At 63.4% G+C, this 22452-nt stretch carries 19 protein-coding genes; 11 read left to right on the top strand and 8 right to left on the bottom strand.

Annotated elements, in window-relative coordinates:
- Window positions 1-78 precede the first annotated feature (78 nt).
- The 4 genes from YUU_RS0120800 to YUU_RS51290 all read left to right on the top strand — a co-directional run bounded on the left by YUU_RS0120800 (window position 79) and on the right by YUU_RS51290 (window position 4701).
- Complete coding sequence (locus YUU_RS0120800; RefSeq protein WP_027524133.1) at window positions 79-3246, top strand: CheR family methyltransferase; 3168 nt, start codon at window positions 79-81, stop codon at window positions 3244-3246.
- Complete coding sequence (locus YUU_RS0120805) at window positions 3246-3992, top strand: Crp/Fnr family transcriptional regulator (protein ID WP_027524134.1); 747 nt, start codon at window positions 3246-3248, stop codon at window positions 3990-3992. Before YUU_RS0120800 ends, YUU_RS0120805 begins: the two co-directional genes overlap by 1 nt.
- A gap of 248 nt (window positions 3993-4240) precedes the next feature.
- On the top strand, window positions 4241-4462 hold the full coding sequence (locus YUU_RS0120810) for a hypothetical protein (RefSeq protein WP_027524135.1): 222 nt from the start codon (window positions 4241-4243) through the stop codon (window positions 4460-4462).
- Window positions 4459-4701, top strand: coding sequence for a hypothetical protein (locus tag YUU_RS51290; protein WP_035662904.1), 243 nt, complete (start codon window positions 4459-4461; stop codon window positions 4699-4701). The genes YUU_RS0120810 and YUU_RS51290 overlap by 4 nt, the downstream gene beginning before the upstream one ends.
- 84 nt (window positions 4702-4785) lie before the next feature.
- Here the strand turns inward: YUU_RS51290 and YUU_RS62730 are convergent, their stop codons facing one another.
- Complete coding sequence (locus YUU_RS62730) at window positions 4786-4890, bottom strand: hypothetical protein (protein ID WP_371260494.1); 105 nt, start codon at window positions 4888-4890, stop codon at window positions 4786-4788.
- Window positions 4891-4989: 99 nt separating this feature from the next.
- Window positions 4990-5982: a LacI family DNA-binding transcriptional regulator gene (locus YUU_RS0120820; protein WP_035662906.1), complete on the bottom strand. Its 993-nt coding sequence runs from the start codon at window positions 5980-5982 to the stop codon at window positions 4990-4992.
- 109 nt (window positions 5983-6091) lie between these two features.
- Here YUU_RS0120820 and YUU_RS0120825 point away from each other — a divergent pair, with 109 nt between their 5' ends.
- From YUU_RS0120825 to YUU_RS58790, 6 genes are all read left to right on the top strand, one after another.
- The gene (locus YUU_RS0120825) at window positions 6092-7390 is read left to right on the top strand and encodes an ABC transporter substrate-binding protein (protein WP_027524137.1); all 1299 of its coding nucleotides are present in this window, start codon (window positions 6092-6094) and stop codon (window positions 7388-7390) included.
- 19 nt (window positions 7391-7409) lie between these two features.
- Window positions 7410-8447 (top strand): carbohydrate ABC transporter permease, encoded by a 1038-nt coding sequence (locus YUU_RS0120830; RefSeq protein WP_027524138.1) that lies wholly within the window; start codon window positions 7410-7412, stop codon window positions 8445-8447.
- On the top strand, window positions 8444-9493 hold the full coding sequence (locus YUU_RS0120835; RefSeq protein ID WP_027524139.1) for a carbohydrate ABC transporter permease: 1050 nt from the start codon (window positions 8444-8446) through the stop codon (window positions 9491-9493). The genes YUU_RS0120830 and YUU_RS0120835 overlap by 4 nt, the downstream gene beginning before the upstream one ends.
- Before the next feature lie 16 nt (window positions 9494-9509).
- The gene (locus tag YUU_RS0120840; RefSeq protein WP_027524140.1) at window positions 9510-10583 is read left to right on the top strand and encodes an ABC transporter ATP-binding protein; all 1074 of its coding nucleotides are present in this window, start codon (window positions 9510-9512) and stop codon (window positions 10581-10583) included.
- A gap of 51 nt (window positions 10584-10634) precedes the next feature.
- Entirely contained in the window at window positions 10635-12992 is a 2358-nt protein-coding gene (locus tag YUU_RS0120845; protein WP_027524141.1) for a TIM-barrel domain-containing protein, read from the top strand.
- 570 nt (window positions 12993-13562) lie between these two features.
- On the top strand, window positions 13563-14624 hold the full coding sequence (locus tag YUU_RS58790; protein ID WP_156944424.1) for a S9 family peptidase: 1062 nt from the start codon (window positions 13563-13565) through the stop codon (window positions 14622-14624).
- Window positions 14625-14727: 103 nt separating this feature from the next.
- Here YUU_RS58790 and YUU_RS0120860 read toward each other — a convergent pair whose 3' ends face one another.
- The gene (locus tag YUU_RS0120860; RefSeq protein WP_027524144.1) at window positions 14728-15207 is read right to left on the bottom strand and encodes a MarR family winged helix-turn-helix transcriptional regulator; all 480 of its coding nucleotides are present in this window, start codon (window positions 15205-15207) and stop codon (window positions 14728-14730) included.
- A 556-nt stretch (window positions 15208-15763) separates the two neighbouring features.
- Here YUU_RS0120860 and YUU_RS0120865 point away from each other — a divergent pair.
- Window positions 15764-17245, top strand: a complete 1482-nt coding sequence (locus YUU_RS0120865; protein WP_027524145.1) for a porin — start codon at window positions 15764-15766, stop codon at window positions 17243-17245.
- 232 nt (window positions 17246-17477) lie between these two features.
- Here YUU_RS0120865 and YUU_RS0120870 read toward each other — a convergent pair whose 3' ends face one another.
- From YUU_RS0120870 to YUU_RS0120890, 5 genes are read right to left on the bottom strand one after another with little or no spacing between them, the layout of a single operon-like run.
- Entirely contained in the window at window positions 17478-18575 is a 1098-nt protein-coding gene (locus YUU_RS0120870; protein WP_035662909.1) for a Gfo/Idh/MocA family protein, read from the bottom strand.
- Window positions 18576-18623: 48 nt separating this feature from the next.
- On the bottom strand, window positions 18624-19763 hold the full coding sequence (gene nagA / locus YUU_RS0120875; RefSeq protein WP_051389818.1) for an N-acetylglucosamine-6-phosphate deacetylase: 1140 nt from the start codon (window positions 19761-19763) through the stop codon (window positions 18624-18626).
- Window positions 19763-20788 carry an SIS domain-containing protein gene (locus tag YUU_RS0120880; RefSeq protein ID WP_027524148.1) on the bottom strand — a complete coding sequence of 342 codons (1026 nt, stop codon included), beginning with the start codon at window positions 20786-20788 and terminating at the stop codon, window positions 19763-19765. Before YUU_RS0120880 ends, nagA begins: the two co-directional genes overlap by 1 nt.
- A complete protein-coding gene (locus tag YUU_RS0120885) occupies window positions 20785-21540 on the bottom strand; it encodes a GntR family transcriptional regulator (RefSeq protein WP_027524149.1) in 756 nt (251 codons plus the stop codon). The genes YUU_RS0120880 and YUU_RS0120885 overlap by 4 nt, the downstream gene beginning before the upstream one ends.
- The gene (locus YUU_RS0120890; RefSeq protein ID WP_027524150.1) at window positions 21531-22409 is read right to left on the bottom strand and encodes a BadF/BadG/BcrA/BcrD ATPase family protein; all 879 of its coding nucleotides are present in this window, start codon (window positions 22407-22409) and stop codon (window positions 21531-21533) included. The genes YUU_RS0120885 and YUU_RS0120890 overlap by 10 nt, the downstream gene beginning before the upstream one ends.
- Window positions 22410-22452 lie beyond the last annotated feature (43 nt).

Below are 22452 nucleotides of genomic sequence, written 5' to 3' on the forward strand. Positions count from 1 at the left end.
GGGGTAAGATCGATTTCTGCTAATTGCAGGGGCCGGACGCCCGTTGCTCCCGGCCAGCCAAAGAGAGCTACCAGAGCCATGAAAGAAGTCGGCGACCAGCCGGTCGAGGGAGAGCGTCAGGTCAAGGCCCCGCTGATCATCGGCGTGGGCGCATCGCCCGGCGCCCTGGAGAGCATCCAGCGTTTCTTTGCCAAGCTGACCGTGGCGGACGACCAGGCCATCGTGCTGGCGCTTCAGCATCACGAGGCCTTCGACGAGGACCGGCTGCGCGAGGCCATGCGCGGCTCCAACGGCGCCAAGGTCGCCGACATCGGTGACGCCGGGACGATCGAGGGAGGTACGATCTACCTGTGCCCGCCGGCGATGATCACCACCATCCAGGGCGACCGTTTCGCGATTCGCAAGGCCGAGCAGGCACCGGGCGAGCGCGCCACGATCGACAGTTTCCTGGTGTCGCTCGCCGAAGAGCGCGCCGAGCAGTCGATCGGCGTGATTCTTGCCGGCACCGGCGGTGACGGCACGCTCGGCACCGCCACGCTCAAGGACCACGGCGGTCTGGCCATTGCGGAAAAGATAGCGAGCCTCGAATCCGAGCATCTGCTCGACGGCAACACGCCCGCGGCCATCGCCGACTACGTGCTGCCGCCGGAGGATATCCCCGAGCACATCCAGGTCTATGCCCGGCACCTGCGGCGCCTCGAGGAGAAGCAGGGCTTCGACGAAGTGCTGGCGGCAGCCGCGACCTCGCTCTCGCGCATCGCCGACATCCTGCGCAACAAGACCGGCAATGATTTCCACGGCTACAAGCAGAACACCTTCCTTCGTCGCGTGCAGCGGCGCATGCAGGTGGTCCAGATCGACGAGATTCCGGGCTACGTCGATTTCCTGCGAAACGACAAGGACGAGGCGCAGCACCTCTTCAACGATCTTCTGATCGGCGTCACCGAGTTCTTCCGCGACAAGCGCGAATTCGAGGTGCTGGAGACGCAGATCGTGCCAAAGATCTTCGAAGGCAAGGGCGCGGGCCAGCAGGTTCGGATCTGGGTGCTCGGCTGCGCCACCGGCGAGGAGGCCTATTCGATCGGCATCCTCCTGCGCGAGCACATGGCGCGGCTCGATTCCGCACCGCAGGTCCAGATCTTCGCAACCGACATCGACGGGCGGGCGCTCGCCACCGCGCGGGTCGGCCGCTACCGCACCAATATCGAGGCGGATATGACCAACGAACGCCTCGCGCGCTGGTTCGTGCGCGAAGGCGATACCTATTGTGTGGTGAAGGAATTGCGCGAGATGTGCATCTTCTCGCAGCACAACGTCATCAAGGACGCCCCGTTCTCCAAGCTTGATCTCGTCTCCTGCCGCAACCTCCTCATCTATCTCAATGCCGAACTGCAGAACCGGGTGATCCCGCTGTTCCATTTCGCGCTGTTGCCGGACCGCTACCTCTTTCTCGGTAATTCCGAGAACGTGACGCGGCATCCCAAGCTGTTTGCGCCGGTCGACCGCCGCGCCCGCATCTTCAAGAAGCTCGAGACCGGAACGCGGCTGCCGCCGGAATTTCCGATCACGACGACGGCGGGCAGGGCGCCGGTCGAGGTGCCGCCGGTGCGTTCGTTCGGCCCGGATGTGGGACTGGAGCGCCGCGCACAGCGGATCGCCGAGCGCTACGCGCCGGCCTATGTCATCACCGACGACAATTTCCAGATCCTGCACTTCTCGGGGCGCACCGGCCGCTACATCGAGCCGACCGCGGGCGCCGCCACGCTCGACCTGCTGCAACTCGTGCATCGCGATCTCAGGCTCGAACTGCGCACAGCGCTCGGCCGCGCGGCGGAGACCAACGAGCCCGCCCATGCCGAGCAGGTGCTACTCGGGCTGAACGGCCACCGCGTTCTGGTCGACATCACGGTCGAGCCGATCCAGGAGGGCACCGGCGGTCACCGCAATTTCGTGGTGCTGTTCAAAGACGGTCCCGTCCGCGCGATCGAGGCCGACCAGGGCAATCCCAATGCGCTGGTGCGCACGGAGCACGTCGAGCGGCTGGAAAGCGAGCTGCGGGCGACGCGGGAGCGACTGCAGGCGACCATCGAGGAGCTCGAGAGCACCAACGAGGAGCTGAAATCCTCCAACGAGGAATACCAGTCTCTGAACGAAGAGCTGCAATCGGCCAATGAAGAGCTCGAGACCTCGCGCGAGGAATTGCAGTCGGTCAACGAGGAGCTGACCACGGTCAATGGCGAGCTGGCGCACCGCGTGCAGGAACTGACGCGCGCCACCAGCGATCTGAAGAATTTCCTCGAGAGCACGCAGATCGCAACCGTGTTCCTCGACAATGATTTGCGGGTGATGAATTTCACGCCCGCGATTACGCAGGTCCTGCACCTGGTGGAAACCGACGTCGGCCGCCCGATCGCCCACATCAAGGCGCGCATCCCCATCGAGGAGCTCTATGATGACGTCCGCCGCGTGCTGCGGACGCTGGCGAGCGCCGAGCGCGAGCTGACCGGGCCGGACAGCGGTACCCGCTATATCGTGCGCATCCTGCCTTATCGCAGCATCGACAATTTCATCGCCGGCGTCGTCATCACCTTCATCGATGTCACCGCGATCACTCGCGCCGAGGAGCGGCAGCGCCTGCTGCTCGCCGAGCTCCAGCATCGTGTCCGCAACACGCTCGGCGTCGTGCGCTCGATCGCCCGCCGCTCCGCGGAATCGAGCTCTACGGTAGAGGAATACGCCTCCCATCTCGACGGCCGCTTGAACGCCTTCGCGCGCACCCAGGCGCTGGTGACCCGCGATCCCGAGGGCGGCGTCGATCTCGAATATCTCGTCGTCGAGGAGCTCCTGGCCTATAATGCTCGCGAGGGTGAGCAGGTGCGGGTTTCCGGCCCCAAGGTACGTCTCCAGCCTAAGGCCGCGGAGACTTTCGCGCTCGCCATCCACGAACTCGCGACCAACGCGCTGAAATATGGCGCCTTGAGCCGGCCCACGGGGCGGATCGAAATCTCCTGGCGCTTCGATGAGGCCACCGATCCGCCGGAACTGGTCTTCGAATGGCGCGAGCGGGGCGGGCCACAGGTTACACCGCCGCCGCGAAAGGGTTTTGGCACCGAGCTTCTGGAGCGCACGCTGGCGTTCGAGTTCAAGGGCCAGACGACAATAGCGTTCAGCACTTCAGGGCTGCAATGTACGATCACGATTCCCTTGAGCAAGCGCACGTTCCATACGCCGGGGGGGGGTAACTAATGCCCGTGTCGACCCTCGATCGAAGCGTTACTGATCCGGTCATTCGCCGGCTGAATGCGCTGCGGCCGTTGTCGGCGGGCGCCTCTGCTTCGCTCGAGCACGCCGTCCTCGAAGGGATGCAACGCGCGGGTTCTGGCGAGGACCTGATCTCCGAGGGCGATCCCGTCGACAGCGTCCGCATCGTGCTGTCGGGATGGCTCTGCCGTTACAAGACACTGGAGGACGGGCGCCGCCAGATCGTCAATTTCATCTTCCCCGGCGAGACCTGCGACGCGCATGCGTTCCTGCTGGCGGTGATGGATCACTCCATCGCGACGCTGACGCCGGTCGTTTATACCGAAATCAAGCGCGCGCGTTTCGAGAGTCTGATCGCGAGCGACCGTTCGCTGGCGGAGGCGTTCTGGTGCGAGACGCTCGTGAGCTGCGCCATCCAGCGCGAATGGGCCATCAATCTCGGCCGCCGTGTCGCTCTGGAACGGGTGGCGCATCTGTTCTGCGAGATTTTCGAGCGGCTGCGCCCGGTCGGAATGATCGACGGCAATTCCTGTATCATGCCGGTAACCCAGATGGATCTGGCCGACGCCACCGGCCTGTCGGTGGTCCATCTCAATCGCACCGTGCAGGAATTGCGCGCCGCCGGCCTGATCGTACTGCGCGAGCGCACCTTGACGGTCAACGATGTCGAAGCACTCAAGGACGCCGCGCTGTACTCGCCGAGCTATCTGCAACTCTACCGCAGCAAGTAGCCGGTCTTTCATATCGTTGGGCAGCAAGCTCCATTCGCCTGACCGCATCGCAGTGCAGCGCCAGACCTGGCGGCGAGCAACAATTGCTCCGCTTAACCTATGGAAATGCCGGAACCCGGTTCCGCCCCGAAGCTACGAAGGCTGTCCGCCCGGGCCGCCTCCTGGTGCGGCAGGCGATCGGCCCCGGCGCTCTGAGCCTCCGGCCGGGGCCGATTCCCTTCCATCCAGATCGTTCGTGAACTCAGAAGATGACCACCAAACGCAACCGTACCAAACAGACGCATTCGCTTCAGGAGCGTTTGCAGATCTCAGCCGAACTGGCCCGCCAACATGCCCGCCGTCTTCCGGCCGGCAAGGAGCGAGAGATGTTGCTGCGCCGGGCGAAGCAGGACGAAGTGGCTTCCAATCTGACCGACTGGTTGACCGCCCCGGCTGTCCGCAAGCGCTGGCAAGGAGAAGGCAGATCATGAAGCACTACCGGGCATTCCAGATCGATCCTGACGGCCATGTCTTCGGCTGCATCAATCTCGTCTGCGACGGCGAGGAGGAAGCCAAGCGCCAGGCCCAAGCGCTGGTGAGCTTCTATCCCATCGAACTGTGGCGTCTGGACCAGCGCATCGCCAAGTTCGAACCCGTCTCGCAAATGCCTGATCGTGTGACGCAGCTTCGCGATCAGGCCCCGAGCGCCAGTCAGAATCCGAACGGATAGGTGTCCGCAGCGCCACGCGACGAGCCGACGGCTAGCGGCGTGACTGCGCTCGTCTCTTCAAACCAGACCAAGGCGTCGTACTGCTCAGGCAGCACGGCCTCGAAAATAGTGGCTCAAGAATTCCGTCTCGGGCCGATACACCACGCCGATCGCGCGCTCTAGCCGCGGATCGGTGAGACTTGCGCGCAAGTCTTTTCGTGCCGGATTGTCAGCTTTAGGCCGATCGAGACGGCAGCCGTTTCAACTGCAGCGCATCGTGCGACGAGCGGATCAGGAGATGAGACCTTGTTACGCCTCGCCGTGCGGCATGATCCGCTCCGCGTGGCCCCTGCCGTGCCAGACGTGGTCGAGTAGCTCGACGATCGGTTGGCCAAAATCCTCGTATTTCACCTCGATCGATCGCAGCCACGGCGCAATCCAGCGGTTGAGTGGGTTGCCATCGATGCCGACGAGCCTGCAGCGCTCCGGAACCAGGATGCCGCTCTCGCGAGCAAGGCGATAGGCGCCGTAGGCGATCTGGTCGCTGACGCACATCAGTCCCTCGAGCCAGCCATCTCGCGCGGCGAGCTGCCGGGCGGCCTCATAGCCGATCTCGAGGTGAGAACGGCCGGCCGCCTCGGCCTTCGGGATTTCTGTGACGCCGAGCGCGCGCATGCGGTTGCAGAACCCCTTGAGGCGATCCCGCGTAACGGACGATCCCTGGGCGGGCGCCAGCACGCCGCAGCGCCGCAGTCCCGCGGACCACAGCATGTCGGCGGCCTCAGCGCCCGCCTTGATGTTGTCGATGCCAACGAAGGCACCGCGCCCGAACGGCGGGCGGCGGTTGACGAAGACCATTGGCGCGCCATCAGCAACGAAATCCTTCAGCACTGCGCTCGGCACACTGGCGACCATGATGTAGCCGCGCACCACCTGCGAACGCATGGCGTTGAGATATTCGTCCTGCAGATCGGGCCGATCGTGCGTGTCGCAGAGGATCATCACATAACCGGCGGCGCGCAAGGCGGCTTCGGTCGAAGCAGCGATGGCGGCCATCACGGGATTGTCCAGGTTGGGGGCGAGCATCGCGACGAGGCGGCTTTCGCGCCGCCGCAACGTTCGGCCAGCGTGGTTGGGGTGGTAGCCCACGACGGCGATGGCCTTGCGGACGCGCTCGATGGTCTCGGCCGAGGCCCGGCGCGTTTCGCCGTTGACGATGCGCGAGACGGTGGCGATCGAAACCCCGGCAGCCGCGGCGACTGTCGCGAGTGAGGCGGGGGCGGAGCGTTGCTTGCTCGTCATTGTTCGGCTCGGGTGTGATCCGCTGAACAGAGAGAATACAGCGATTGACAGCTTAGGCAAACGTTTGCCAAACTGCCTCTAACAATCAAAGTATCGCCGGAGGACGCAAATGAGGACAATGACCCGACGCGCTATCAGCACCTCTGTGCTGGCGGCCTGCCTCCTGGCGGGCGGTTCGGGCGTTCGCCCCGCCGAGGCGCAGACAGTCCTTCGGATGACCTGGTACTCGGACGGCAACGAAGGCGAGGTAATGGCCGATCTCCTCCGCCGCTTCGAGGACAAGAACCGGGACATTCACGTCGTTCTGGACCAGGTGCCGTTCAAGGCCATCAACGAGAATCTGCCGGTGCAACTGGCTTCGGGGCAGGGACCTGACATCGCCCGCGTGGGCGACATGGGCGGTCTTGCCCGCTATATGCTCGACCTGCGCCCCTACTTGAAGAACGCCGATTACTGGGAGGCGAATTACGGTCCCTTCCTGCAGTGGATGCGGGTGCCGGGCGACACGTCTTCAATCCCGGGCTTCATGACCCAGCTGACCGTGACCGGACCTTTCGTCAACAAGACGCTGTTCGAGCAGGCGGGCGTCGCAATGCCGGGTCCGAAAGCGTCCTGGGAGGACTGGGGCAAGGCGACAAAGGAGGTGGCGGACAAGGTCCAGGCGCCATTTCCGATCGCGTTCGACCGTTCCGGCCACCGCTTTTTCGGATTGGCGATTTCGGAAGGCGCCGCCGTGTTCGATGGCAATGGTCAGCCGGCGGTCGTTGACGACGGGTTCAAGCGCGCGGCCAAGCTGATCTACGACTGGCACAACACTGGCGTGATGTCGAAGGAGCTATGGGGCTCGGTTGCGGGGGCGACCTACCGTGGCGCCAACGAGGAATTCAAGAACGCCCAGGTCGTCATGTACGAATCGGGCTCCTGGCAGATCAGCCAGTTCGACAAGACGATCGGAACGGCGTTTGACTGGGTTGCGGTGCCGACGCCATGTGGGCCGGCGAACTGCTCCGGTATGCCGGGCGGCGCGGCGCTGGTCGGCATCAAGTCGACCAAGCACCCCGAAGAAGTGGCGCGCGTGCTCGATTACCTCGCGAGCGAGGAGGTCGTCGCCGAGTTCTATGCCCGCTCCCTGTTCGTGCCGGGCCATCTCGGTCTCGCCCGCAAAGGCCTCGACTACAAGGATGCGTCGCCGGTTGCGAATGCGGCGCTCAAGGTCTTCAGCGACAGCGTCAACCAGCTCGCGCCAGCGGCCAACCGGCTGCAGGGTTATCCGGCGAGCCGCGTCATCCTCAATGCGGTGATCAGCCGGCTTGGCCAGGCCGTCGCCGGCGAGGTTACTCTCGATGAGGCCTACAAGCGCATCTCGGGCGACATCGAGCAGCAGCTCGCCGAGCGCAACAAGAAATAGGCGCCGGACGCATCACGGCATGACTGATTTGCCAACCGGCATTGAACCGCAGGCCGCGCCGACCGTCCCGCTGCTGGCGCGTTTGCGGCGCGCGGGCGAGACAGCGCTCGGGACCCTGCTGCGCCTCGTTGACCGTCCGATGCGCCTGTTGCAGCGGCTCATCGGCGAGCGGCGGATGGCCTATGTCTTTCTGCTGCCGAACCTCGTTTTCTTCTCGCTGTTCGTGTTCGTCCCGCTTGCGATCGATCTGGTGTTTTCGTTCACCGGTGGGGAGTCGCTGTTTCCTTCGCAGCGACCCTATGTCGGAACCGATCAGTACGCCTATCTGTTCGATTGCGGCTCCTTCCTCGATCCAGCTTCGTGCCGGGTCGATCATTTCTGGCGCGGCGTTGCCAATACGCTGCGTTTCACCATGTTCCAGCTCGTATCCATGGTGGCGTTTTCGCTCGTCACCGCGCTGGTCCTGAACATGCGGATCCGCGGCCGCGGCTTCTTTCGCGCGGTATATTTCTTTCCGGTGCTGCTGTCGCCGGTCGTGGTTGCGCTGGTCTGGAAATGGATCCTGCAGCGCGACGGCCTGCTGAACGCCGGGCTCACCACGATCGGCGGGCAGAAGATCCTGTTCTTCGTCGACCCGGGCTGGGCGATGTTCTGGTCAGTGTTCGTCTCGGTCTGGGCGCATATGGGCTTTTACACCCTCATCCTGCTTGCGGGGTTGCAGGCCATTCCAGCCGATCTCTACGAAGCGGCCCAGATGGACGCGACGCCGCGTTGGCGCGTGTTCTGGCGGATCACGCTGCCGCTGCTCTGGCCGAACCTCATCGTGGTGATCGTGCTGGCGCTGATCCGCGGCGTGCAGACGTTCGATGAGGTGTTCGTGCTGACCGGCGGCGGACCGGGTACCGCAACCCTGATGATCGTGCAGTACATCTACGAGACGGCATTTGCGAGCCAGGTGCAGAATTTCGGCCTCGCCGCGGCGGCGTCGATCGTGCTCGGCGTGGTGCTGTTTCTGCTCACGCTGGCGCAGCTGTCTCGCACCCGGAGCGCCTCATGAAGCCAATTCAGCTCCTGCGCGCCCGCCGTCGGAGCGGGCGCTGGCATTGGACCGACATCGCCGCTTACGCCTATCTCGGGCTTGGCGTCGTGCTAATGTTCGGACCTGTCGTATGGCTGGTCCTGTCCTCGTTCAAGACCCAGGCAAGCCTCCTGGAATTTCCGCCCTCGCTGCTGCCGCTGTCCCAGCAGGAGGTCAGGGTGCAGGGCTTTCCGCAGCCGCTGCCGCTTTTTGCAGCCACCCTTGACAATGGCGAGCGTCGCGAGCTAGCGCAAGTTCGGCGCATCGGGCTGATCGCCCAGATGATCGATCCGGCCGATCCTAAACAGCAATATCGCGTGCCAACCGCCAAGCTCGCGCCGGTTCGGCACTTGAGTTTCGTGACCGCGAATTACACCGAGCCGCTCCAGAAATTCGCCTTCACGCGCTATCTGTGGAACTCGGTGTTCGTCACGACGATTGCAACTCTGATCACACTGCTTATCAATTCGATGGCAGCCTATGCTCTCTCCATCTACGAATTCAGAGGCAAGACCGTTGCCATGCTGATGGTGATCGGCACGCTCATGATCCCGATCACCATCATTCTCGTGCCGGTCTATCTCGTCGTCACGAAACTCGGTCTCGTCAATTCGCTCTGGGCGGTCATTCTTCCGGGCGCCGCGACGCCAACAGGCGTCTTTCTGTTACGGCAATACATGCTGACGCTGCCGCGCGACCTCATCGAGGCGGCCCGCATGGACAAGGCAAGCGAGTGGCAAATCTACTGGCGGATCGTCATGCCGCTGGCGGCGCCGGCTCTGGCAGTGCTCGCCATCTTCTCCATCATGTGGCGATGGAATGAGTTTCTGTGGCCGCTCGCGGTGCTCACCAAGTCCGAATCCTTCACGCTGCAGATCGGTCTCAACGCCTTCCAGGGCGAGCTGCAGACCCAGTGGAATTATCTCCTGGCGATGACTGTGGTGTCGCTGATCCCGGTGGCTCTTGTCTTCGTGTTTCTGCAACGCTTCATCGCCACCGGAATAGCCAATACGGGGATGAAATGATGGCGGGGATGTCTTCATGGCTGGCCTGACTCTCAAGGGCGTCCGCAAGGCCTACGGGACGATCGCCGTGATCCACGGCGTCGATCTTGCGATCGCGGACGGCGAATTCATCGTCTTCGTCGGCCCGTCCGGCTGCGGAAAGTCGACCTTGCTGCGCATCATCGCCGGGCTCGAGGAGGTGACCGACGGCGAGATTGCGATCGATGGCCTCGACGTCACGCGCGTGCCAGCGTCCGACCGGGGGCTCGCTATGGTATTCCAGTCCTATGCGCTCTATCCGCACATGAGCGTCTACAAGAACATGGCCTTCGCGCTCGAGAACATGGGTCTTGCGCGTAGCGAGATCGACGCCCGGGTTCGGCGCGCGGCCGCGATGCTGCGCCTCACCGAGTATGTCGAGCGCAAGCCGAAGGCGCTGTCGGGCGGCCAGCGGCAGCGCGTGGCGATCGGTCGCGCGATCGTCCGCGATCCCAAGATATTCCTGCTCGACGAGCCGTTGTCCAACCTTGATGCCGAACTGCGCGTTGCCACCCGCAAGGAGCTCGCGGCGCTGCATGCGGAGATCGGCGGCACCATGATCTACGTCACCCATGATCAGGTCGAGGCGATGACCATGGCAGACCGCATCGTCGTGCTGCGCGGCGGCCGCATCGAGCAGGTTGGTACGCCGCTCGACCTGTACAATCGGCCGGACAATCTCTTTGTCGCGGGCTTCATCGGCTCGCCGCGCATGAATCTGTTGCCGGTGCAGGTGGTGTCGCCGGGGCTGGTACGCCTCAGTGAGGCCAGTGAACCGATCAAGGTAACGACGGGCTCACTCGCCGCGGGCGCATCGGCGACGCTCGGCGTACGTCCCGAGCATATCGCGCTTGCCGCGGAGGGCGCCGATCTCGCACTCACCATCGACCTCGTCGAACAGCTCGGCGGCGACACGTATTTCTATGGCAGCGCGCCCGGCTTGCCGCAGATCACGGTGCGCCAGAACGGTCAGGCGCTGCGGGGGCGCGGCGAGGCTCTCCCGGTTCGTTTCGAGCCGGCCCACCTTCACCTGTTCGACGCCGAAGGGGCTGCCGTGCGGCCCGGCCGCTGAATCCTGAGGGCAGGCGACGATAGAGCAATGTCAATGATGGAGTGCTGAGATATGAAAGCCCTGGTTGAGGGCCGCTATCGCGGTTGCGAGGGCGGAGCCGCAATGTTCGACGTCGGGCAGGGGGCCACCGTCGCGGTGCGCATCCTTGAGCGCGATCTCGGCCGGGTGACGCTTCGGCGTGCTGGCGGCTTTCGGTTTGATCGTGGCTGGTCGCTGGCACCTGGCGGCATCGAGCCGCCGTATGGCGGGCGCGACCGCGACGATCTGTCGGGCTTCGTCAATCCCGCGGTGACGGTCTCAATGGGCGAGGGCACCGTCACCATTGCCGCTGAGGGGCTGACGGCCGAGGTCACGCTTCGCCCGTTCGGCGTTGCCTGGCGGCGAGACGGCGAGGTCGAGCCATTTCTGCGCGACCGGCCGACGCAGGCCTATTTCGTCTCCAACAAAACGCCGGCCATCGCGCACATGATGGCGCGTCATCCGGACGAGCGCCATTACGGCCTCGGCGACAAAGCCGGACCGCTCGATCGCACAGGACGGCGCTTTGCCATCGACGCCGTAGACCCTTGCGGGTTCGATGCCGAGCTGAGCGATCCCCTCTACAAGATGCTGCCGTTCGTCATCGTCGACGGGCCGCAAGGCGCTCACGGCATTTTCTACGACAATCTCGCCACCGGATCTGTCGATCTCGGCTGCACGATCGATAACTATCACGGCACGTTCCGGTCTTATCGCGCCGATGATGGCGACCTCGACTTCTACGTGCTCTCGGGGCCCGGTGTGCGCGAGGTCGTGCGTCGTTTCTCCTGGCTCACGGGGGGCCAGGCCTTTGCGCCGCGCTGGTCGCTCGGGTTCGGTGTCACGTCGATGGCGATCGCGGATGCGCCCGACGCCGACCGGCGGGTCATGGACTTCATCGCCGACTGCAGCCGCCACGCCATCCGTTGCGACAGCTTCCATTTCGGCTCCGGCTATACCTCGATCGGCGGGCGGCGCTACGTATTCAATTGGAATCACGACAAGTTTCCCGATCCATCGGCGACCATGGCGCGGCTGGTCGAAGCCGGCATGCAGCCGGTGACCAACATCAAGCCGTGTCTGCTCGACGATCATCCGCGGCTCACCGAGGCCATCGACGCCGGCATTCTGGTGAAGGACGGGGCGACGAAAGCCCCGGCCGTCGCGCAGTTTTGGGACGGCGTCGGCTTTCACGTCGACTTCACCAATCCCGACGGACGCCGGTGGTGGCGCGCGGGCATCGAGCATGCGCTGCTCGATCATGGCGTCGTTTCCATGTGGAACGACAACAATGAGTTCGAGATCTGGGATGAGGACGCGGTCTGTGCCGGCGATGGTCGCCCCTTCGCCCAGGTGCTGGCGCGTCCGGCACAGGCGTTGCTGATGACGAAGCTATCCTTCGAGGCACAGGCGGATCGATCCTCCTCGCGGCGGCCCTATGTCATCACCCGCGGCGGGCCGGCGGGACTTGCGCGCTATGGCCAGACCTGGTCGGGAGACAACGAGACCGCCTGGAAGACGCTGCGCTTCAATCTCACCCAGGGCCTCAACATGAGTCTGTCCGGGCTTTTCAACATCGGCCACGATGTCGGCGGCTTTCATGGCCCGAGGCCAAGCCCGGAGTTGCTGTGCCGCTTCGTCGAGTTCTGCGCACTCTGGCCGCGCATGATCATGAACTCGTGGAACGACGACGGTTCGGTCACTCTGCCCTGGATGCACGCATCCGTGCTGCCGCAGGTGCGAGCGGTGATCGGGATGCGGCACCGGCTGCTGCCCTACCTTTACACGCAGATGTGGCGCGCCAGCCGCGACCATGAGCCCGTGGTGCGCCCGCTGTTCTGGGATTTCCCTGATGATGCGGCGGTGAGGGAAGTCGAGGACGCCTTCATGGTCGGCCCCGATCTGCTCGTCGCGCCCGTGCTCGAGGAGGGCGCTTCCGATCGCCGCGTCCAGCTACCTGCCCATGAAGGTGGCTGGTACGACTGGCACGATGGCCGGCATTTCTCAGATGGTGAGACTGTGCAGGTCGCCGCGCCCCTTGGACGCCTGCCTGTGTTCGTCCGTGCTGGAGCCATGATTCCGGTCGTTGATATCGATTTGGCCGGCAATCCGGGCGAGCGGTCGCTCATGGTCTTCGGCTCACCGGCGTCGCATGCCACTGCCGATCTCTATGAGGACGACGGCGACATGGCGGCCTGGCGCACAGATGCTCTGCTTCTGTCCTTCCAATTGTGCCGGAAGGCTGCCGGCCTGGAATTGACGGCAAGGGCGCAAGGCGGCTTCCGCCCGGCATTCAACCGTTTGCATGTGAGGCCGGTCGGAGTGGCGGGGCCCCTGACCATCGGCACGATCGAAGGACCTGTCACACTTGAGCTCGGGGCGACTGGATAGCGCGCAGCAGACGCGAAAGCTTACATGACGCGTCACGCATGGTCGCGTGACGGCCTGCACCAATGCGGTTGCCGCCACCTGAGAGGGGGCTGCGCCAGGCCGCGTCGGCTTGCCCGCCGATGCCGGCCACAAAGGGAATGCGGAGTTCAGCAAGCTTTTCCCGTAAGAATACCGCCTGCTCTTGCAAGAAAAGCCCGAGATGGGCATGCAGTTCCTTGGGGCCACGTTGGAGAATGCCGAAGGGTTGATGCAGTCCTGGATGAAGCTTGTGTCGCCACGATTCATGGCGGGGCTTTGGTCCAGGCTTCGGAAACCAAATGAAACGATCACACAATCTTGGTCATCGTTGCCTGCATTTATGTTCGCCGACAAGGGTTGACCGAGCTGATCAAAAATCTAATCTTCGTTAAGTCGTATTCCCGACAATCGTGATTGCGCGTCTTGCCGGCGTCTCGTGCAGGCAAGTTCGCCTGCTCGCGATATGGACAAGGGACGCGTTGAGGGGACGGTCGGGCGAAAACCAAGGAGGGGTGCCTATGGGAGTTGGAGAGCAGGCCTTCGGAGGGGGACATGGACGGCGATTGGTGGCCGCAGGCATCTATGACGAACGCCAGCGCCAACCTTGCAGATGTGCGGCACGCTGCAGCGGCATTTCTTGACAATTTGTTGGTTGCGGCTCCTGGAGATCGCGACCGCTGGATTCACAACTGGATGACGGTTGGTGATCGCTATCGGGATTCGGCTGAGTTCGCCATCAGGAAAAAGTTGCAAACGTCATCCAGTGAATCCTGGTTTTGCGCCCTGACAGCTTTTGAGGTGGCAAGAGAGCTCGCTGATCCAGGGAGTTCATCGAGCATCGCGCTTGAGGACCGGATGGAGGCTAGTCTCAGGAGTTTCGAGGCCTGTGAGCCTCGTCGCGTGGAGCGGGTAGAGATTGAGCCTTTTGATCAAGTGCGGCTTGCCGGGTGCTTTCTGCCCCCCGCGTGTCGCGCACGGCCTGCGCCCGTGGTCATTTGCATTAGCGACGAAGAATCGTCCGTCGATACGAGCTTGAGCCGGCTTCTGCCTGCGGCTGAGGGGCGCAATTTGTCGATCTTGGTTGTTCGAGGAGACGATGCATCAAGGCATCGTCTGTTCGGGCCTGAAGCCTTCTTGGCGAGTTGGGTGAACTATTTGGAAAGTCGATCGGATGTCGATGCCGACCGAATTGCTGTCAGCGGTGAGAGAATGGCCGCCAGTCATGCGTCGCGCATCGCTGCAACCGACCGCAGGATAGTTGCGGCTGTTTGTGACGGCGGACTTTGGACAGCGGTCCGACAGCGAGCGAACGTGGGCTGGATGACTGGAATCTGGGACCCGGCCACCGACCGCGCGCGGACGTCTAGTCTACAACTGGTGCAGCGAATGCGCTGTCCGGTCCTGATTGTAGCCGGTGGTCGGGCGATGGTCGACCAGCAGGATGCTCTTGAACTGCAAGCCGACTGCAAGCTTGCCGGAGTGGATTGCTCCATTGCAATATCTCGGGGCTCGGGGGAGCTTGAAAATTTCGTCACGAAGGACGATTTCGTTCTCGATTGGCTTGAGCGAAAACTCGGACCGCATCGGCAATTTGAACCGATAAATTACTTGTAGCAGGCTGCCAGCGGCAAGCAGATCAAGTCCAAAGATGTCCGCTCTGTGGCTCGTTCGAGTTTGGGGCCCTTACCTATGCGCCAGTCAACAAGCTGCTGAAGGTTCAGGAGATATCTATCGCCAGCAGGCGGGATGCCAGCCGCGCATTCTTCGCAATCGTCGCCAGCGCGGCGTTGATGTCTGCCAAGGTTTTCTCGTCGAACTCGTTGAACATTGTCGAGTTTAGAGCAAGTTTCCTCTTGGCGAGCTTCGCAATTTCCGCTTGTGCCTTGGCTGTAAGAGACATCAAGACATAACGCGCGTCGTCCGCACGAGTCACTCGCGACAACAATCCGCTCTTCTCGAGACTCTTCGTCTGATTGGTGACGAATGCCGGGTGAATCCGCAACTTGCCCGCAACATCGATTCCAGCCACGCCTTGCCCCTCATCCAACTCTTCAATGGCCATCAGAATCAGCCATTGCGGTTCTGTGATGCCGAGGAGCTCGGCCCAGCTCTTATGGATCTCCTCCAATTGGGAGTGGATCTCGACCACATTCCAAATGAAATCCTTGATTGCTCGGTCGAGGTTTTTCTCGATCATTTTTGAGTTCCGGCGAGGTTGAAGGCACCAGGGGCCTTTTAGCTACTTTACGGTTATCTCAAATGATTTTGCTCTCAGATATTCGTTATCCACCGAGGCAATATACTCAACTTTTGCAACCAAACGGCGGCAAGCATCGGCTCAAATATAGGCTTGCAAATATCAATTAATTAAAATAATCATCTCTGGTGTTTAGGAGCAGCTCAAACTCTTTCAACAAAGGGTTCTGAAACGCCACTCGCTAAACCTCCAAGGAAACCCTCGGGATGCCCCCCGAGGGTTTTTTGCTGGTATTCGACGCGAAATGTGATCAAAACCCCTCGAATTTGGTGGTGTTGCGCTCATGCAACAGGTCGTCGCGAACCATCGATTGATTAAAACAATCAATTGAGATGATTGTTTTGTTAAATTATATCGAACCTAGCGACGGAGGGGGGCACCTTGAAGTCGTTTCCGCAGCCGGAACCCGGGTGCGGACGAATGGGGAATTGAGGGCCGGAGGCCGCGATCGTCGATCGCGTCCAAGTCGCCCAACACCAACTTGGAGGTTAATCAAATGAAATTGACGAAGAGCCTTATGCTTGGCTCGGCGGCGGCTCTGATCGCCGTTGGCGGAGCACAGGCAGCCGATCTCCCCGTGAAGGCCAAGGCGGTCGAATACGTGAAGATCTGCTCGCTGTACGGCGCAGGCTTCTACTACATGCCGGGCACTGATACCTGCATCAAGTTCGGCGGCTACGTCCGTGCGGATACCTCGGTTGGCGCAGGCGACTATTCCTTCCAGCAAGGCGCGAACCAGGGTTCGAACAACCGTCTGACCAACTACTGGTACAGCCGCGCTCGTATGGACCTGACCGTCGATACCCGCACGGCGACCGAGTATGGCGTGGTTCGCACCTACGCCGATATGGTCTTCACCTGGACCAGCAACACCGTGAGCGGCAGCAACGGCTCGGCGCAGGGCGCCGCGGACGGTTCGGCCTCGCTCGGCCTCTACCACGCGTTCATCCAGTTCGCTGGCTTCACCTTCGGCCGCACGGTCTCGGTGTTCGACGCTCCGTGGCAGAGCTATCCGGCTGGCGGTCCCGACACCATTCCGGGCGGTTCCAACCACGTCACCGGCGTGAACCAGGTCGCTTACACGGCTGACTTCGGCCAGGGCATCACCGGCTCGATCGCGTTGCAGGACATCACCACGTCGGCAGGCGGCAATTCGAACCTCTGGAATCTGTCGGGTGCGACGGCTGCCAACATGGTTCAGGGCATCTATGGCACCAACGATTGGGGTGGAACGCGTTCTCCCGACATCGTCGGTGCGATCCGCGTCGATCAGGCCTGGGGCTTGGCCCAGATCTCGGTTGCCGCTCATGACATGCATCCCGCCTACTACGGCGCCACGGAACTCACCGGTCACCCGGCTGACAAGTGGGGCTGGGCGATCCAGGGTGCGTTGTCGATCAAGAACATCCCGACCGGACCTGGCGACAGCATCAACCTGCAGGCCGTCTACACGGATGGCGCGTCTCGCTACAACTTCCAGAGCCTGTTCCCGCAGACCTTCTTCATGTACAGCGGCAGCGGCATCGGCGCGTACCAGAGCGTCGGAATCGCCGGCATTGCTGATGGTGTCTTCACCACCGGCTCGTCGATCGAGTCTGTGAAGACCTGGGGCTTCCGCGGTGGTTATACCCACAACTGGACCCCGAACGTGGCGAGCGGCATCTACGGTGGCTACGGCTCCGTGCGGTACGGTGACGGTGGCAAGACCGCGATCTGCGCCAACGCTGTTACGTTGCTCGGCCTCGTCGGTACCTGCAACCCCGACTTCAACTTCGCTGTGATCGGTGTCAACACCGTGTGGACCCCGGTCAAGAACCTGGCCTTCACGGCGGACGTCAACTGGTCGCATCTGGACCAGAAGTACTCGGGCACCATCGCGAGCCCGGGCGTTGCTGCCGCTGCCAAGCCGGCAGGCGTGTATGAGCTGAAGGACCAGAGCTCGGTCAGCATGCTCCTCCGCGCTCAGCGCAACTTCTAAGATCGATCTTTCGACCGATCAGAGAACCCCGGCGGGCAACCGCCGGGGTTTTTCTTTGCGGACGTTGCGGCGTAGCGATGGCGTTTTGGACACACACGGGTCAAAGCTGTCTCGCTTCGTCGGCCGTGAGAGAACGTCTACGAGCTCGCTATGGGTGTTCAACGTTCTGATCGAGTCCTGCTCCCTGCCGGGCCAGGCATTGCGTGCCACGAGCGCATCCGAGAATCAGTCGCTACAGGTGTACGACTTCGCCGCTTCGAACGCTGGCGTCGGCGGCAAAGACGATGCTCAGCGAGTTGATCGCGGCCTCGTGATGCTCGGACAGATCGATCTCGCCGCGGATCGCCTTCAGAAACAGCTGCTGCTCGCGCTCGCAGAGCTCCTGATGACCGGGTTCGTCCTCGGTGGAGAGGAGTTCATCGGGCTTCGCGAAGTCGCGTTCCGAGTTCAGAACCGCGTGATGGATGCGAATCGCGTTGGTGCGCGTATGGGTGTCATGGTCCGCCGAACGCGCAGTCGCGTCCGTGCTTTCCTTTGCAACGATCGACACGCTGCCGTTCGGCCCGATGATGTCCTTCACGAAATGAGCGGTCTCGCTCATCATCGGTCCCCAGCCAACCTCGTACCAGCCAACCGATCCGTCTTCGAACATGATATGAAGATGGCCGTAGTTGTACATGCCAGGCGCGATCTCGTCCGTGAGTCGCGCCCCGACTGCGTGCACCGCGACCGGCCGCGAGCGCGCCACCTGGCACATGATGTCGACATAATGCACGCCGCAATCGACGATCGGCGAGGTCGACAGCATGAGCTTCTTGTGAACCTCCCAGAACGAGCCGGCCGATTGCTGGTTGAGATTCATGCGCATCACGAGTGGCTTTCCGAGCGTCCGGCCGATCTCGACGAAGCGCGACCACGACGGATGGACGCGGAGGATATAGCCGATCAGCAGCGCCTTTGCGCTCGCGCGCGCCGCGTCGACGACGCGCTTTGCGTCTTCCAGCGTGTCGGCGAGCGGCTTTTCGCAGAACACGTGCGCGCCTGCCGCGAATGCCCTTAGCGCCATGGCGGCGTGATGCTCGGTGTAGGTGCAAATCGCGACGGCGTCAGGACGCAGCGTCGCGAGTGCCTCGTCGTATCGTTCGAAACGCGGCAGGCCGGGAAACTCGGTTTCGAGGTCATGTCGATCGGCCGCGCGAGACGTGCAGAGGCCAGCGAGATCGAAGCCTTCGATCGCTCGGTAGGCGCGAGCGTGGCTGGTTCCCATGGTGCCGAGGCCAACCACGAGAACGCGGATGGGCTGCGCTGTCGACGAAGATAAAGAAGACATGGCTCAATCGCGTCCTTCAATCGAAACAACGCCCGCCAGATCTATGCATTAGGCGCCGTTGGCAGTCGGTCGGCCCTCGATCCAGGTTTCGAGCACGCGCAAATCGTCGTCGAGATGCACGAGGCTCGCCAGATATCCGGGCGCGATGCGACCGAGCTCGGTCTCGCGCCGCAGAAACGTCGCCGGGACGCGCGAGGCCATCGCGAGTGCATCGGCGAGATCGAGCCTTAGGACGTTGACGGCATAACGCACTGCCTCGTCCATGGTCAGCACCGAGCCGGCGAGCGTGTCATCGTCGAGCCGCAGGCAACCATCAACGTTTGTCACGCGGCGGCCCAGCAGATCGAATTGATCGGGACCACCGGCCGCCGGCGGCATCGCGTCGGTAATCAGCATGAAGCGATCGCGACGCTTGGCGGCAAGCGCGATGCGCAGGTTCGCCTCATGCACGTGATGGCCGTCGGCGATGATGCCGACGAACGGCTCGTCAAGATCGAGCGCGGCACCGACCATGCCCGCCTCGCGAACGGCCGGCGCACTCATCGCATTGAATAGATGGGTGAACGCGCGCGCGCCGGCTTCGACCGCGGCGCGCGCCTCTTTGTAGGTCGCATCGGAGTGGCCGAGCGAGACGAGCACGCCATGACGGGCAAGGTCGGCGACGCTCTCCACCCCGACCCGATTGGGCGCGAGCGTCAGCATGACCGAGCCGCAATTCGCTCCGACGATCGTCGCGACGTCGTCGGGCTCGAGGTTGCGGATGTACCTCAGCTCATGCGCGCCCTTGCGGCGCGGATCCAGGAACGGCCCTTCCAGATGGATGCCGAGCGACGCCGGCGTCAGACGCCACGCCTCGCACGCGGCGGCAATGGCGGTGGTCGTCACTTGCGGCGCGTCGGTTATCAGCGTCGGCAGCAGCCCGACGGTCCCGTGGTTGCGATGCGCGTCGGCGATACGGGCGATGCCCTCGGGCGTTGGATCCTCGTTGAAAAGAACGCCCCCACCGCCATTGACCTGCACATCGATATAGCCGGGCGCGAGCAGGCCGCCGCCGAGATCGTGCGCGGCGCCGCGAGGTCTCTCGGAGTGAGGGACGATTGCCGCGATGCGCCCGCCTTCGACGACGACAGCGTGGTCATCGAGAAAACGCTCGCCATCAAAAATTCGCGCGCCGGATAGTATGGTCATCAAACAGTCTCCGTCACCTTGCGCAGGTTGCGCGGGCGGTCGGGATCACGCCCGAGCCGGAGCGCAAGCGCCTCGGCAAGGCGGTAGAAGCGGTGGATCATGACGATGGGCTCCAGCAGCGTCGCCTCGACTTTTGCCGTCGCGAGACGATCGGCCTCGTCAGCGCCGCCCGCCTCGATCGTGATCACCGTCGCGCCGGCATTGGTCAGGGCCGTGAGTGTCGGCAGCATGCCTTCGCGCGCCGCGTCGGACGGCAGGAAGGCAATGACGGGAAAGCCCGAGGCCACAAGTTCGGCCGGGCCGTGCAGTACCTCCGCCGCGGAGTAGGCCTCGGCGTGAATCGCGCAGGTCTCCTTGAGCTTCAGCGCCGCCTCCGCGGCGATCGCAAGCGTCGCGCCACGGCCGAGCACGAAGCCGCTGCGGGCATTTGCGAGTCTCTCCAGCATCGTCGCGGGCGGCGGCGCCGCTTGCCCGCGCAGGACGTCCGGCAGGCCGGTGAGGGCGTCTGCGAGCTGCCGATCCTCGCGCCAGGCCGCGACGAGGCTCGCGCCCGCAACGAGACCTGCAACCATCGATTTGGTCGCAGCGACGGAACGTTCCGTGCCGGCACACAGCGGCAGAAGCACTTCGGCCTCTTGCGCGAGCGGTGAGGTCACGTCGTTGACCAGTGCGACCGCCAGTGCACCGCCACGCCGTGCGGCGCGCTGCATTTCGACGATGTCCGGGCTGCGTCCCGATTGCGAGATCGCGACGGAAACGCCGCCTTCGAGCCGCATCGGCGTACGATAAAGCGTCGCGATGGAGGGGCCGATAGAGGCACAAGGCACCCCCGAAACAATCTCGACGAGGTATTTCAGATAGAGCGCGCAGCAATCCGATGAGCCGCGGGCGATGGTTGCGACGAGTGGCGGATCGAGGGCGCGCAGGCGCGCCCCAAGTTCAGCGAGCCGCTCCGCATTCTGGCCAAGCTGGCGCGCGACCGCTTCGCCTGCCTCGCCGATCTCCTGAAGCATGTGGGTCGTCATCGGTGCGCCTTTCGGGTCGGTGGCGACAGCGTGAGTTCGGAGACGAAATCATAGGCGTCGGCGCGGTACCAGGATTTCGTGAACTCGACGCAGGATCCGTCGGCAAGGTAGGCGATGCGCTGGATATAGAGCGCCGGGCTGTCCGCTGCGACGCCAAGCAGTTCCGCATCCACATGATCGACGAGGGTCGCACGCAAGCGCTGCAGGCCCCGGGTGGGCTTGAAGCCTCGCGCGGAGAGCGCCTCGTAGAGCGAGCCGCCGACCGAATCCTGTTCAGGCAGATAGCGTATCGGCACGGCGGCGCGTTCGATCGCCATGGGCGAACCGTCGGCCAGGCGCAGGCGGCCGAGCCGGAACACGCGTTCGTTCGGCCGTACGCCAAGCATCATGGCCTCTTCCGGCGTCGGCAGGAACACGCCGCGCTCAAGCTCGCGCGAACTCGCCTCCAATCCGCGCAGCCGCATGTCTTCCGTGAAACTCGTCAGGCGCGACGAGGGCTGTTCGACGCGCGGTGTTGCGCGATGGATGAAGGTCCCGGCGCCATGGCGATGAAACAGCACGCCTTCGGCGATCAGATCGGCAATCGCCTTGCGCAGCGTGGTGCGCGATACGTCGAGCAGTTCGCACAATACGCGCTCGGCCGGAAGCAATTGCGTCTCCGCGAAGCGTCCGGTCTCAATCTCGCGCCGAAGCGCGTCGACCACGGCACGATAGAGCTTCTGACCCGGTGCGGTTTCGACCGTCATGGACATGCTGCGTCCTCCGCGAGCGTTCCGCCGGCGAGCAGGATTGCGCCGTCGACCGCATCGCGCCGCGGCGGGGCGAGGCGCTTGGCCACGTCAGGCGGCAGGAAGGGACGCAAGGGCTCACCGAAGCCGCCAGCGAGCGCTATGCGCTCGGCGCCAAGCGCATTCAGCGCGTTCGCAAGCGCGGCGATCGCGCTGGCTGCTTCGCCGACAATTTCGCGCGCGCGCATATCTCCGGACCTGGCGACGTCCAGGATCTGGGGTGCGAAGGCGCCGTAGTCTCTGGGCCTCGCGTCCGCTGCCCAGCGGCTCATCCGCAATGGATCGTAATCGAAATGGCGCCCGAGCGCCTGCGAGAGTCCGCTCATCGGCTCGAGGCCATCGATCGCACGCAGCGTCGCGCGCAACGCCGACTCGCCGAGGCGTGCGGCAGATCCGTCGTCGCCGAGCCAGAAACCGCGCCCGCCGATGATGGTCGTTCGAGCTCCCACGCGAGCGATGCCTGCCGAGCCCGTGCCCGCGATGATCAGGCCGCCGTCGCCGAGGCCATTGGCACCGACGCAGGCGGCGACAGCATCATTGACTGCGACGATGCGCGCAAAGCCGGGCAGGGCAGCGGAGACACGCTCCGCTTCCTTGTCGTCCGAAAGCCCGGCAAGGCTAAGGCCGACTGCGATCTCCTGCCTTGGCGCGCCCGCGGCGATCGCAGACTCGATCGTTTCGCGGACGACCCGCATGGCCTCGTCGAAATCGAGATAGATATTCGAAGCCGGCCCGAGGCCGCGCCCGAGCTCGCGGCCCGACGAATCCCGCAGTCTCGCGCGGCAACGGGTCGCGCCGCCGTCCACACCGAGGAAGAACTGGGCCGTCGCCAAGGGGCCTCCTAAAAAATTTCTTAACGCCTCTAGACAAGTGGTA

Source organism: Bradyrhizobium sp. Ec3.3 (assembly GCF_000472925.1).
In the GTDB taxonomy this organism is placed as follows: Bacteria; Pseudomonadota; Alphaproteobacteria; order Rhizobiales; family Xanthobacteraceae; genus Bradyrhizobium.